The sequence below is a fragment of the Lentzea sp. NPDC059081 genome, from assembly GCF_042738015.1.
In the GTDB taxonomy this organism is placed as follows: Bacteria; Actinomycetota; Actinomycetes; order Mycobacteriales; family Pseudonocardiaceae; genus Lentzea.
Genome location: NZ_JBHYGW010000016.1, coordinates 52,714 through 66,666 on the forward strand (window position 1 = coordinate 52,714; position 13,953 = coordinate 66,666).

Here is a 13,953-nt window from a genome sequence, read left to right on the forward strand (position 1 = left end):
TCAAGGGCGGCGCAGCAGGTAGGTGTCCATGATCCAGCCCTTGCGCTCCCGAGCCTCGGTCCGCACCGAACGGATCTCCGCCGCCACGTCGCCGACGCGTCCGGACACCAGGATCTCGTCCGGCATCCCGAGGTACGCGCCCCAGTAGATCCAGGTGTCCGGGTCGACGCCCTCGAACGAGTACTGGGCGTCCAGCATCACGGCCACGTCGTCCACATCGGACGGCCAGCCCTCGGCGAGGCGGCGGCCGGTGGTGATCTGCACGGGCTTGCCGACCTGGTTCAACGACACCCGGTGCCCGGCCGTCAGCGCCGCCACGGACGTGACGCCGGGGATCACCTCCACGGCGAACTCCGCGCCGCGCCCCAGCAGGTCGTCGAGGATCGCCAGGGTCGAGTCGTACAGCGACGGGTCGCCCCACACCAGGAACGCGCCGACCTCGTCCTCGCCCAGCTCCGCCAGCAACTCCTCGACCACGTCGGCGCGGTCACGGCGCCAGGCCGCGATCGTGGCGGCGTAGTCGGCGGGGGTGCGGTCGCGGTCCGGGTCCCGGCCCTCGACCCAGCGGTACGGCCGCGTGACGTGCTCGGCGAGGATCGACGCGCGCAGGTCCACGAGCTCCTGCTTCACGGAACCCTTGTCGAGCACGAAGAACACGTCGACCGTCTGCAACGCCTTCACGGCCTGCACCGTCAGGTGGTCGGGGTTGCCCGCGCCGATACCGATGACCAGGATCTTCCGCACCGCGACACCCTAACAACGCGGTCGCGGACGGCTGTCAGGCCGCGAGGACGTGCAGGATCACCACGGGCTTCTTCGGCGCGCCGTCGAGCAGCCCGTCCGGGTCGGGCACGATGCCCGCCTTCACGATCCGGTCGAGCGTGTCCATGCCGTGGGTCACGTGGCCCATCACGGTGTACTTGGGACTGATGTTGGCGAACGAGTGGACGATGAAGAACTCGCTGCCGTTCGTGCCGGGACCCTGGTTGCCGTAGGCGATCGTGCCGCGCGGGTAGGTCTCCTGGCCGGTGACCTCGTCGGCGAACCGGTAGCCGGGGCCGCCTTCCTCCGCCCGGTAGATGTCACCGCACTGCAGCACGCCCAGGCGCGTGGTGTCCGTCAGCCGCCAGCACTGGGACATCGTGTAGAACCAGCTCCGCGCCAGGTGCGCGAAGTTCTCCACCCCGCACGGCGCGTTGGCGCGGTCGAGGTTCGCGACCACCACGCCGTAGTTCGTCACGATGGTGACCTTGACGGTGCCGCGGGCCGGGACGACCGGCCTGGGCGGCTGGACCGGGCGGGCGGCCGGGTTCTCCGGCGTGGGGATGAACTCGCACCGCGCGGTCGGGGTGACCGGGGAGGCGGACGCGACCGGGGCGAGGACGACCATCATCAGAACTGCGAGCAGTAGCCTCATGCGTGCCGACCGTAGTCGCTCCGGCGTCAGGCGGGAACGGCCTCGCGCTGCTCCACCGCGGCACGGCGCCGCGCCGGCCTGCGTTCCAGCCACCACTGCGAGATCAGCAACGACACCGTCCACCCGGTCCACGTCGAGATCCCCGCGATCGTCTGCGGCAGCCGGTCCTCCGGCACGCTGCCGGCCAGCAGCAGGAACGCCACCACGCCCCAGATCCGGTTCGTGATGATCGAGACGGTCAGCGCGAAGCTGCGGATCATCCACTTGCGGTGGTCGCGGAACTGCCGTTGCCTGGCCGCGCGCCACGCCAGCCACGTGAACGTCAGCCACAGCACGGCCAGCATCACGTTGCTCACCGCGGCCACCGGGCCGAACGGCGTCATCCAGCCGATCACCAGACCGGCCAGGCCGGACGGCAGCACGCCCGCCCACACGTACACGCGTCCGATGCGGCGGTGCAGGGCGGGGTAGCGCGTGCGGAACCACGGCCAGATCTGCACCACGCACGTGAGGATCGCGACCGACGCGCACACGACGTGCAGCACGAGCAGGGGGTAGTGCGGTCCCCAGTCCGACTGCACGCGGGCTTGCAGACGGTCACCGGTCAGGTAGGGCGGCAGCGAGAACGCCACGAACGCCACCACCACGAAGGCCAACGGGCCCACCCAGGGCTTGCGCATCCACGTCATGCGCCGACGATCGCGAAACCCGCTTACCGTTCGCGCACCGCTCGCTGACGTCCGGCGCAAAACCGGCGAAACCGGCGTTGTGCTGCGGTTCTGACACGGCGCTGACACCTGACCCACCACACCTGTCAGGTCGATGTGAGCGCTGCTCAGCAGTGTCGGCGCCATGAAGTCGACAGCCCCGATCGCCTGCTGAGGGGGCTGCGCCGTGACCGGCTACATCACCGACTGACCCGCACCCGCACGGAAACACAGCAAGGGGAGAAGGATGTTCACCAGGATCGCCGGCACCGTCGGCACCGCCGCGCTCGTCATGGGCGCGCTGCTCGGCATCGCGTCACCGGCGAACGCCGAGACCAACCCGGCCTGTTCGTCGGGCGTGACGCAGATCGGCACCACCGCGTACATCAAGTCGGGCGGCACGACCATCGCGTCGGTGAAGCAGTTCAAGGGCTGCAACAAGAACTGGTCCTACACCTACGTGTGGGAGGGCTTCCGCAGCTCGCACAGCGGCACGTGGTGGGCCTGCTCCGGCGTCTCCACCAGCTCCGGGCTGGAGGACTACAAGTGCGGCGGCAACCACCAGAAGGAGGTCTGGTCCTCCGGCGCGAACACGCTGACCGTGTGCACCAAGGCCTACGGCCAGCTCGAGTGGTCGAGCGGCGAGGGCTCCGCCGCCACGAGCCAGCGGTGCTGACCCACCGCGCGATCGCGACAACCGATTTCCGGGATCCTCCGACAGAAGGGCTCACGGTGTTACGAAGACTGGTATTCGCGGCGTTGGCAGGTGCGCTGCTCAGCGTGGTGTTCGGCACGGCACCGGCCTCCGCGGCGACAGCGCGCAACGGGGTCTGCGAGTCGGGCGAGTTCTGCCTCTACTTCAACAGCGACCAGGCGGGTTCGGTGTCCGACTTCGACACGTCGATCTCGGACTACGGCGACAGCCAGCCGACCTGCTACGACTTCAAGAGCTCCGGCAACGGCCAGGGCGTGTGCGTCAAGAACAACGCCGCGTCCGTCTGGAACCGCAAGGGCAGCTCGGTCACGGTGTTCTTCAACAGCGGGTACGGCGGCACCAGCCAGACGTTCGGCTCCGGTGCCAAGGGGAACCTCAAGGCGGGGCTGAAGAACGAGAACGCCTCGCACCGCGTCGGCTCGCCGGCCGAGGCCCGTGACGGCGTCTGCAACGACGACGAGTTCTGCCTGTACTACAACAGCGACCAGGCCGGATCGGTGTCCGACTTCGACACCTCCGTCGCCAACTACGGCGACAGCCAGCCGAGCTGCTACGAGTTCAAGGGTTCCGGCAACGGTCAGGGCGTGTGCGTGAAGAACAACGCCGCGTCGGTGTGGAACCGCACGAGCAAGCCCGTCACCGTCTACTTCAACAGCGGGTACGGCGGCACGAACCAGACGTTCGCCGCGGGTGCGAAGGGCAACCTCAAGGCGGGCCTCAAGAACGAGAACGCCTCGCACCGCATCGGCGACAGCGGTGGCGGCGACCCCGACCCGGACCCCGGCGACCCCGGTCCCTACGGCACGCCGCCGGAGAACACGAACCCGTCCGAGGCCGTCCGGGCGCCGAACGCCTCCGCCCGCACGAAGTTCGTGCGCACGCAGATCGCCGAGCTGACCGGCGAGACGCAGTGCTACGTGGGTGACTACCGGCCGGGTGAACCGTCGACGAGCAACCACAACACCGGCAACGCGCTCGACTGCACCATCTCGAACGCGATCGGCCAGTACCCGAGCTCCGCGCAGGAGGCCCAGGGCTGGAAGCTCGCCAACTGGCTCCGGCAGCACGCCGTCCGGCTCGACGTCCGCTACGTCATCTGGGACGGCAAGATCTGGAGCGTCGCCCGCTCGTCCGAGGGCTGGCGCACCTACACCGCGGGCAGCGGTGTGACGGGTGGGCACTACGACCACGTCCACGTGTCGATGCAGAACCCCTACGGCGACTGATCTACCCGATCAGCCCGTCCAGCAGGTTGTCCCGCCGCAGACCGGGTGTGCCGAGCAGTTCGGCCGCCCGGTCCGCGTGCGTTCCCGGTCCGGTCCTGGCCAGCACGAGGTGTGCGACGCCCTCGCCGTAGCGGTCGCCGCGAGCGCTCGTGATCTCCAGGCAGCGCCGGGCGTCCTCGGTGGCCTCCGCCACCTTTCCGGACGCCAGCAGCACTTCCGCGCGGCACAGCAGGGCCTGCCACTCGTCGTTGTGCTCGCCGGTGAGCCGACACAGCTCGATGCACTCGTCCAGTGCCGCGAGAGCCTCGTCGAACCGGCCCAGCTTGAACAGCGCCTGTCCCTGCGACGCCAGCGCGTACGCCCTTCCCGCCGGGTCGTGGGCGGCGTGGCGGAGGCTCTCGGTCGCGGCCTCCAGGGCCTGGTCGTACCGGCCGGCGACCTGGTGCACCTGGGCCAGCGCGGACAACGGAACCCGTTGCGCGCCATCAGGTCCGTGCTCGGTCATCAGCTCGACCGCGGTGACCAGCGCCGACTCGGCCCGGTCCAGCTCACCCCGCTCGCGGTGGATCGTGCCGATGCCGGCGAGCGCGCGTCCTCGTCCGAACGGGTCGCCGGCGCGCGCCTCCAGCACCTCCCCGAGCTGGGCGAGCGCCACCTCGAAGCGGCCGATCCGGCGGTTCGCGGCCGACTGCACGAGCAACGCCGTCTGCACCGCCGCGGACGTGCCGACGGTGCGCGCCGCCTGCCCGGCGACCTGTCCCAGCTCGACCAGGTCGGACACTCTGTCCTGTTTGAACAGGTGCGGGTACAGCATGTGGGCGATGGCCAGGGAATGCTCCGCGAGCCCCGGCTCGTCCACCGCGGACCTGGCCGCCGCCAGCAGGTTCTCGGCCTCGTCGGTCAGCCACCGCAACGGTTCGTCGAGTTCTTGTGGCGCAACGGAGTCCGTGAGAGCGCCATAGGCGTGCGGGCGCAGTTTCCGCAGTGCCGCGGTGAGCGTCTCGCGGTAGTGGAGCAGCGCACGGCCCACCGCCTCGTGCCGCTCGTCGTTCGCCTGCTCGGCGCCGAACAACCGCAGCAGGTCGTGCACCCGGTACCGCTGCGGTCCGCACGGTTCGACGAGCTTGGCGTCCACCAACGGGTCCAGCGCGCGGTCCACGTCGTCCTGGCCCAGCAGCGCCTGCGCGGTCCGCGAGCTCACCGTCGGCACGGTGAGGCAGCACAGGAGGGTGAACGCCCTCGTGGACCGCTCGGACAGGCCCTCGAAGCCCAGCTGGAAGCTCGACCGCACCCCGAGGTCGTCGAAGCGCAGCTCGTCGAGCCGGTGCCGCCGGTCCTCGAGCCGGCGGGCCAGCGTTCCGGTCGTCCAGTCCGGCCGCGCCCGCAGCCGCGCGGCCGCGATCGTCAACGCCAGCGGCAGGTGGTCGCAGGCCCGGGCGACCTGCCTGGCCGCCGGGCCGTCGTCGCCCAGCAACCGCAGTGCGTCCTGCTCGGGCAACGGGTCGAGCCGCACGTGCCGGGCCCCGAGCGTCGCGAGCATCCGCCTGCTGGTGACCAGCACGGCCGAGCCGGTCTCACCCGGCAGCAACGGCGCGACCTGGGCGGCGTCCACGGCGTTGTCCAGCAGCACCAGCACCTTGCGGCGCGCGAGCCTCGACCGGTAGAGCGCCGCCGCCTCCGCGGGGTCGGTGGGCACCGCGAGCGGAGGCGTTCCCAGCGCGCGCAGGAACCGCCTGACCACCTCGGCCGGGGAGAGCGGCGAACGGCCGGGCGTCGCGCCGTGCAGGTCCACGTACAGCTGGCCGTCGGGGAAGCGGTCCGCCATCGCGTGCGCCGCGGTGACGGCGAGCGCGCTCTTGCCCTGCCCGCCCGCCCCGTGCACCGCGATCACGCGATCGGGGGAACCGGTGATCACCTTAATCTCGGCGTGCCGTCCGACGAACGGCTCCGGTGCCTTCGGCAGCTCGCGGGGAACGGCGGGGAGGTCACCGCGCAGGATCGCGGCGTGCAGGTCCCGCAGCTCCCGGCCGGGATCGATCCCGAGCTCCTCGGCGAGCAGCCGCCTGCCCTCGTCGTAGGTCCTGAGCGCGTCCGCCTGCCGCCCGCCGCGGTGCAGCGCGACCATGAGCGCGCCCCGCAGCCGTTCCCTGGTCGGGTGATCCGCGACGTACCCGGTCAGCTCGCCGACGACCTCGTGGTGACGGCCCTCCCCGAGCGCCTTGCCCGCCCGGCGCTCGATCGCGGCGAGCCGCTCCTCCTCCAGCTGGTGCGCGAGCCGGGTGTTCGCGGTCAGCTCGGCCAGCGCGGGCCCGCGCCAGTGCGACAGCGCCTCGTCGGGGTCCTCGGCCGCCCGGAAGAGCTGCAGGTCGAGCGACCCGTCCGGCACGTCGAGCCGGTAGCCCTGCGGCGACCAGCCGATCGACACCCCCGGCAGGTCCCTCAACGCCCGTCTCAGCTGGGACACGTGCACCTGCACGGCCTTGCGCGCGCTGGCGGGCGGATCGCCCTCCCACAGGACCGACATCAGGTGGTCGACGCCGACGGTCCGGCCGGCGTGCAGGAGCAGCAGCACGAGGACCTGGCGCGGCTGGCCGGCGGGAACGCGCACCGCCCGCTGCCCGTGGGTGACGAGCAGCGGTCCGAGCACCCCGAACCGAACGCCGTCCACGATCTTCACGATAGTCCGTCGACCAGGCGCGCAACCTTCCACAGAGCCGGGTGTGAACGTTCGGATTCACACCGAGTGGCGGGAATGCGCGTCGAGCAGCGAAAAGTCGTGCCAAAATCGTTCGGGGGACCACCGCGGGCCACGCGCACCCGGTTGCCACTGCGGCACTCGGATTTCTTTCGCGTGGAAAACAGAACAGCGGTTTGCGGTAGCGTCCGTATTAGGGGGTCACCTCATTGGAGTAACGGCGGTGCCGCGAACATCCCAAGTCGGGCATCATCACCTGGCTCGACCAAGTCGTAGAACGAGGGGTCTCGTGTGACCATCTTCCGTGCCGGCCGCACCGGAGCGTGGTGGATGTACCTGGTGGCGGGTCACCTGCTGCTGGGCGTCTACTACCTGATTCCGGTCAGCCCTGCCGGGACAGCGGGTCAAACGGTACGAGTGGTGCTCTACTGCACGATCAGCGCCTCGGCCGCGATCGCGACTTTCGCGGGAGTCAAGCGGAACCGGCCGCAATGGCGGCGGCCGTGGGTGTTCCTCGCACTCAGCCAGGTGGTTTACGCGATCGCGGACTTGACGTTCTACGCATCGCACTACATCTTCGCGCACACGGATTACCCGTCCTATGCGGACATCTTCTACCTGGGGCATTACCCGTTGATGGTGGCGGGTGTGATCATGCTGATCCGCCGCCGCACGCCGGGCCTCGACCTGCCCAGCCTGCTCGACGCCGCGGTGCTCGCGGTCGTCGCGGGGATGGCCTCCTGGCTCTACGTGATCGGTCCGCAGGCGCGCCTCACGTCACCGGTACTGGTGAAGATCGCGTCGCTCGGCTTCCCGATGATGGACCTCGCGCTCTTCGTCGTGGCCCTGCGGCTGATCTTCGGAGCCGGCCCTCGCCCGCGCGCCTTCGTCCTGCTCACGTGCAACCTGCTGGGCATCCTGACCGCGGACACCCTCTACGTGCTGCAGCAGCTCGACGGCAGCTACCACGCGGGCAACTTCCTCGACGCCATCTGGCTGTCGGCCAACCTGTGCATGGGCGCGGCCGCGCTGCACCCGACGATGGCGCGGCTCGTCGACCGGGCGCACGTCAAGGACGTCGGCCTGAGCCGCGGCCGGATCATCGCGCTGTCGTCGGCCGCCCTCGCGGCGCCGATCCTCATGCTGGTGCACGACGTCGGCCAGTCGTCGCAGGACGTGCTGGTGATCGCGGCGGGCAGCGCCCTGCTGTCGCTGCTGATCATCGCCCGGCTCGCGGGGCTCGTCGCGGACCAGCGCAAGCTCGCGATCACCGACAGTCTCACCGGGCTGCACACACGGCGGTTCTTCGAGGCGCAGCTGCCGCTGGAGATCGCCCGTGCGCGGCGCAGCGAGGGCAACGTCGCGGTGTTCATCATCGACGTCGACCGGTTCAAGTCCATCAACGACAACTACGGCCACCCCGCGGGCGACGACGTGCTGATGGAGGTCGCGGCTCGGTTGCGCGCGGCCTCCCGTGCCGGCGAGGTGCTCGCGCGCTACGGCGGCGAGGAGTTCGCGCTGCTCGTCCCGGAGGCCGGGCCAGGGCGGCTGTCCGTCATCGCCAACCGGTTGCGTGAACGCGTGGCGGAGAAGCCCATCCCGGTCAACGCCGGCAACGACGACATCCCGTTGTCCGTCACCGTGTCCGTGGGATCGGCGAGCTTCCCGACCCATGGCGACGGTCCCGACGACATCGTCGTGATCGCGGACCGCGCGCTGTACGCGGCGAAGGCGGCCGGTCGCAACAGGATCGCCGTTGGCCCCGAGCCGCTGCCCGCGGTCGACCCGGACACCGACGGCGCGATGGCGGAGTTCCTCTGCCAGGTCGCGGACCGGGTGGACGGCTGGCTGCACCGCTACGACCACAGCCGCTCGGTGTCGCGCTGGGCCGGGGTGGCCGCGGGGGAGTTCGGGCTGGACGCGCCGACGACCAGGGTCGCGCAGCTCGCCGGCCGCCTGCACGACATCGGCAAGATCATCATCCCCGAGGTGGTGCTCACCAAGCCCGGCGCACTGTCCGAAGAGGAGTGGCGGCTGCTGCGCCAGCACCCGGACTTCGGCTACCGGCTCGCCAGGATGGTGCCGGGGTTCGCGGGCGTGGCGTACGTGATCCGGCAGCAGCACGAGCGCTACGACGGCACCGGGTACCCGGACGGGTTGCGCGGGGCGGACATCCGCGCGGAGGCGCGCATCCTCTCGGTCTGCGTGGCGTGGGCCGCGATGCGCTCGAACCGTCCACATCAGACCGCCCTGGACGAGAACCGCGCCCGCCGCGAACTGTGGGCAGGCCGGGGCGAACAGTTCGATCCGGACGTAGTGGACATGTTCCTCGACCTGCACACGCAAGGCCGCATCGGAATGTTGCGTCCGTCCGGATTGTCCGTCCAGGAAGCGGGATTTCCGGCGGACTTCAGGCCTTGATCACCTCGTGCTGGCATGCTCTGCGCCATGAGCACGGAGTACGCCGTCCCCGCCGAGGTGCCGAGTCCTGAACGACCGTCCCCTCCCGGTGGACCGGTGGGGAGGTGGCTGCTCGCCGACCGCGTCGCGCCGTCGGGCCCGGAGAGCCAGGAGTCGCACGCCAAGCCGCACGCGTGGTGGAAGGTCATGACGCTGACCGGCGTCGACTACTTCTCCACGCTGTCGTACCTCCCCGGCATCGCCGCGCTGGCCGCCGGTTCCCTCTCGCCGCTCGCGACGCTGCTGATCGTCGCGTTGACGCTGCTCGGCATGCTGCCGATGTACCGGCGGGTGGCGCGGGAGAGCCCGAACGGCCAGGGCTCGGTCGCGATGCTGGAGGACCTGCTGCCGTTCTGGCGGGGCAAGATCTTCGTGCTGGTGCTGCTCGGGTTCGTGGCGACGTCGTGGATCATCACGATCACGCTGTCCGCGGCCGACGCGTCGGTGCACGCGCTGGAGAACCCGTACGTGCCCGAGGCGCTGCACGGCGCCGAGCTCTGGGTGACGATCGTGCTGCTGCTGATCCTCGGCGGCGTGTTCCTGATGGGCTTCAGCGAGGCCGTGGGCGTCGCGATCCCGCTGGTGGCGGTGTTCCTCGCGCTGAACGCCGTCGTGGCCGTGGTGGGCCTCGTGGACGTCTTCGCGACGCCGGACGCCCTCGACCGCTGGATCGCCGCGCTGGGTGCGCACGGCGGCGGCCTCTTCGGGGTGATCGGACCGGCGGTCCTCGCGTTCCCGCTGCTCGTGCTCGGCCTGTCCGGCTTCGAGACCGGCGTCAGCATGATGCCGCTGGTCGCCGCGGACGGGAAGACGGCGGAGGAGCGGCTCGAGAACCGGGTGCGCAACACCCGCAAGCTCCTCACGACGGCCGCACTGATCATGTCCGTGTACCTGATCGCCACGTCGTTCATCACGACCGTGCTGGTGCCGCAGGAGAAGTTCGCCGAGGGCGGCCCGGCGAACGGCCGCGCGCTCGCCTACCTCGCGCACGAGCTGCTCGGCGAGGCGTTCGGCACGGTCTACGACATCAGCAGCATCCTGATCCTGTGGTTCGCCGGTGCGTCCGCGATGGCCGGGCTGATCAACATCGTGCCGCGCTACCTGCCGTCCTACGGCATGGCGCCGGAGTGGGGCCGCGCGGTCCGTCCCGTGGTGATCGTCTACACCCTCATCTGCATCATCATCACGATCATCTTCAACGCCGACGTGAACGCGCAGGCCGGCGCCTACGCCACCGGCATCCTGGCGATGATGGTGTCCGGCTCGTTCGCGGTGACGGTCTCGGCGTTCCGCAAGAAGCAGCGCGGCGCGACGATCGGCTTCGCGGTGCTGACGCTGGTCCTGGTGTACGCGCTGGTGGAGAACGTCATCGAGAAGCCCGACGGCATCACGATCTCGTTCGGCTTCATCCTCGGCATCGTCGTGATCTCGCTGGTGTCGCGCATCTCCCGCACGACGGAGCTGCGCGTCGACAAGATCAAGTTCGACGACGAGGCCCGGCGGTTCATCACCGACACCATCGCCAACGACGGCCGCATCACGCTGATCGCGAACCGCCGCCAGGCCGGTGACAAGGCGGAGTACGACGAGAAGGAGACCGAGCAGCGCGGCATGAACCCGGTGCCCGGCTCGGCGGACGTGATCTTCCTGGAGATCGACATCGTCGACCCGTCGACGTTCAGCGACGTGCTGTGCGTGCGCGGCGTCGAGGTGGACGGGCACCGCGTCCTGCGCGCGTCCGCCCCCGCCGCGCCGAACGCCATCGCGGCGATCCTGCTGGCGTTGCGCGACTCCACCGGGGTCATCCCGCACGCGCACTTCGAGTGGTCGGAGGGGAACCCGCTGGGGCACCTGTTCCGCTACCTCATCCTCGGCCGTGGCGATACGCCTCCGGTCGTACGCGAGATCATCCGCTCGGCTGAGGAGGATCCCTCCCGGAGGCCACGCGTGCACGTCGGGTAGCTGGAAGACTTTCCCCCTGTACGTCCGTTTGCAGGGGGAAAGGACGCTGTACATGTTTCGTCGCTTATCGATTTTGTTGGCAGCATTGGGAATCATCGCGGCGGGGGTCACGCCCGCGGTTGCCTCTCCTGGGTCGCGGCCGGTGCGTTCGTGTGCCGATCTGGTGCGGTCGTTCGACGTTCCGGACGCACGGACCCAGGTCGCCTCGGCTGTCGTCGTCGCCGGTTCGCCGGAGTTCTGCGACGTGCGCGGGACGATCGAGCCGAACATCGGCTTCCAGCTGAAGCTGCCGACCCGCGGATACCAGGGCCGGTACGTGCAGTACGGGTGCGGCGGGTTCTGCGGGATCATCGACGAGCCGGACTTCCCGACGACGTGCGGGCCCGCGTTCGGGGATGCCGCCGTGGCCGCGACCGACGACGGTCACGGGGTCACGCCGCCGGGAAACGGGTTCGACACCACCTGGGCCATCAACGACCAGAAGGCGCGTGACGACTACTTCTTCCGCGCGCCGCACGTGTTGTCGAAGGTGTCGAAGCACATCATCTCGGTGTTCTACGGCAAGGCGCCCGTGCACTCGTACTTCAGCGGGTGCTCCAACGGTGGGCGCGAGGGTCTGCTGCTGGCGCAACGGTATCCGCACGACTTCGACGGGATCGTCGCGGCGGCACCGGGCAACTACTACTCCGCGCTGATCGGGTACCAGGCGTGGATCGCGCGCAACACCATCCCGAACGAGAAGATCTTCCTGCTGCACAACGCGGTGATGGCCGCCTGCGACGGTCTCGACGGACTGGTGGACGGGCAGATCGACGACCCGCGGCTGTGCTCGTTCGACCCCGGGACGCTCGCCCCGCAGCTGACGCTCGACGAGATCGCCCGCGTCCGCCGGTTGTACGACGGGCCGTCCGACGGCGGTGTGCGCCTCTACCCCGGCGGGCAGGCCTACGGGTCGGAGATCTCGTGGACGTTCTGGCTCAACCCGTCGCCCGAGATCGGCCAGGCGATCTCGGCGGGGCTGGCCGACAACGGGTTGAAGAACCTCGTCTACCCGATCGGGCAGCCGGGCTCGTCGCTGGAGACCTTCGAGTTCACGGTGCGGGAGCTGCGGCGGGTCGCTGTCGAGACGGTGAAGGCCAACGCGCTGTCGCTGGACTTCCGCGAGTTCCGGCGGGCCGGCGGGAAGCTGGTGATCTGGCACGGCGCCGGCGACCAGGGGCTGCCGTTCGAGGGGACGCTGGACTACTGGCAGCGGCTGACCGGCGGCCGGACCCCGGACTGGGCCCGGCTCTTCGTCGTGCCGTCGATGTGGCACTGCGAGGGCGGGGACACGTTGACGAACTTCGATCCGTTGCCCGCGTTGGTGTCTTGGGTTGAGGGCGGGCGAACGCCGGACCGGGTGGTCGCTGTGGGGCGGGACCAGGACGGTGCCGTGGTGCGGACCCGGCCGGTGTTCCCGTACCCGCTGCGGGCTCGGTACGTCGGGTCCGGGTCCGTGGACGACGCGGCGAACTTCGTTGCCGCGCCGGGGTTCCGGTTCGAGGACCGGATCCGGTGGGCCGGTGAGGACCTGTACCACCGGCCCGGACCCGTTGCGCCCTAGCGGAACCTGTGGATGGCGGCGGTGATGGCCCTGTCCATGCTGTTGCCCTCCATGATGACGTGGCCGGCGTCGTTCAGGATGACCAGCTCGGCGTCCGGCCACCTCTTCGCGACCTCCCAGGCCGTGTACAGGGGGCCGCCGAAGTCGTTCCTGCCGTGGATCAGGATGCCCGGGATGCCCTTGAGCCTGTCCAGGTTGTCCATGACGTGGTTCGGTTCGAGGAAGCACTGGTTGCCCCAGTAGTGCGTGACCACTCGCGCCAGCTGGTAGCGGGTGGTCGGGTCCTCGTACCGGGTGCCCGTGAAGTCGTTGTCGCCGCCGGTGATGGTGGAGAGGTCCCACTTGCTCCAGTCCCAGGCGGCCTTGGTCCTCGTCGCCTCGTCCGGGGAGTTCAGGAGCTTGTTGTAGGCGGCGGCCAGGTCGCCGTCCCGGTCCTGTTCGGGGACACCGTTCTGGAAGGCGTCGAAGTAGTCCGGGTAGAACATGCCCAGGCCGCGGGTGATCCAGGCGAACTCCTCCGGGCGGGAGGTGGTCACCGCCGGGATGATGATCTCGCTGACCCTGGTCGGGTGCTGGATGGCGTAGGCGAGGATCAGGGTGGAGCCCCAGGAGCCGCCCAGCAGCAGCCACTTGTCGATGTTCAGGTGGTTTCTGAGCTTTTCGGCGTCGTCGATCAGGTGCTGGGTGGTGTTGTGTTCCATGCTGGTGGTCGGGTCGCTTGCTGGCGGGGTGCTTCTTCCGCATCCCCGTTGGTCCCAGAGGATCAGGTTCCAGTGTTGGGGGTCGAAGTCCTGGCGCCATCTGGGGTTCGAGCCTGAGCCTGGGCCGCCGTGGAAGACCACTGCTGGTTTTCCTGCTGGGTTGCCGCTGGCTTCCCAGTGGATTTTCTGGCCGTCGCCTACGTCGAGCATGCCTTCTGCGTACGGGGCTACCTGTTCGTACATGGTTGGGGAGGGTATTCGCGGTGGTCCTGTTTGGCTTGTCGGTTTCTGTTTCGTGCGCGGGGCTCTGCCCCGGACCCCGCCAACTGATCAAAGACCGGCCAGCGCCGTCTGCGGGTTGATGGCACGCCTGTTTGGGTTGGGCGGCTTGCTGTTGCGTTGTTTGGTGCGGATTCCGTGGAGTGGGGGCCGGGCCGAGAAGGGGCGGTGGAGGGGAAAAACCCCCC

10 protein-coding genes are annotated in these 13,953 nt (G+C 69.7%); 5 read left to right on the top strand and 5 right to left on the bottom strand.

The genetic code is table 11. The features are described 5' to 3' along the window. The 3 genes from cobF to ACFWV3_RS29570 are packed head-to-tail and all read right to left on the bottom strand — an operon-like array spanning position 1 to position 2,106. On the bottom strand, positions 1–744 hold the full coding sequence (gene cobF, locus ACFWV3_RS29560) for a precorrin-6A synthase (deacetylating) (protein WP_382415845.1): 744 nt from the start codon (positions 742–744) through the stop codon (positions 1–3). A gap of 34 nt (positions 745–778) precedes the next feature. Further along, a complete protein-coding gene (locus ACFWV3_RS29565; protein WP_382415847.1) occupies positions 779–1,417 on the bottom strand; it encodes a peptidylprolyl isomerase in 639 nt (212 codons plus the stop codon). 26 nt (positions 1,418–1,443) lie between these two features. After that, a complete protein-coding gene (locus ACFWV3_RS29570; RefSeq protein WP_382415849.1) occupies positions 1,444–2,106 on the bottom strand; it encodes a DUF2306 domain-containing protein in 663 nt (220 codons plus the stop codon). 265 nt (positions 2,107–2,371) lie between these two features. Between ACFWV3_RS29570 and ACFWV3_RS29575 the strand changes: the two genes are divergently transcribed. Continuing rightward, on the top strand, positions 2,372–2,800 hold the full coding sequence (locus ACFWV3_RS29575; RefSeq protein ID WP_382415851.1) for a hypothetical protein: 429 nt from the start codon (positions 2,372–2,374) through the stop codon (positions 2,798–2,800). Between the two features lie 56 nt (positions 2,801–2,856). Continuing rightward, on the top strand, positions 2,857–4,065 hold the full coding sequence (locus tag ACFWV3_RS29580) for a peptidase inhibitor family I36 protein (RefSeq protein ID WP_382415853.1): 1,209 nt from the start codon (positions 2,857–2,859) through the stop codon (positions 4,063–4,065). Between the two features lies 1 nt (position 4,066). Here the strand turns inward: ACFWV3_RS29580 and ACFWV3_RS29585 are convergent, their stop codons facing one another. Then, entirely contained in the window at positions 4,067–6,733 is a 2,667-nt protein-coding gene (locus ACFWV3_RS29585; RefSeq protein WP_382415855.1) for a BTAD domain-containing putative transcriptional regulator, read from the bottom strand. 318 nt (positions 6,734–7,051) lie between these two features. Between ACFWV3_RS29585 and ACFWV3_RS29590 the strand changes: the two genes are divergently transcribed. The 3 genes from ACFWV3_RS29590 (at position 7,052) to ACFWV3_RS29600 (ending at position 12,785) form a co-directional block, all read left to right on the top strand. Further along, positions 7,052–9,181 carry a diguanylate cyclase gene (locus ACFWV3_RS29590; protein ID WP_382415857.1) on the top strand — a complete coding sequence of 710 codons (2,130 nt, stop codon included), beginning with the start codon at positions 7,052–7,054 and terminating at the stop codon, positions 9,179–9,181. 27 nt (positions 9,182–9,208) lie between these two features. Then, positions 9,209–11,182 (top strand): amino acid transporter, encoded by a 1,974-nt coding sequence (locus tag ACFWV3_RS29595; protein WP_382415859.1) that lies wholly within the window; start codon positions 9,209–9,211, stop codon positions 11,180–11,182. A gap of 142 nt (positions 11,183–11,324) precedes the next feature. Next, positions 11,325–12,785 carry a tannase/feruloyl esterase family alpha/beta hydrolase gene (locus ACFWV3_RS29600; RefSeq protein ID WP_382415861.1) on the top strand — a complete coding sequence of 487 codons (1,461 nt, stop codon included), beginning with the start codon at positions 11,325–11,327 and terminating at the stop codon, positions 12,783–12,785. Here ACFWV3_RS29600 and pip read toward each other — a convergent pair. Further along, entirely contained in the window at positions 12,782–13,729 is a 948-nt protein-coding gene (pip, locus tag ACFWV3_RS29605; protein WP_382415863.1) for a prolyl aminopeptidase, read from the bottom strand. The genes ACFWV3_RS29600 and pip overlap by 4 nt on opposite strands. Positions 13,730–13,953: the final 224 nt, after the last annotated feature.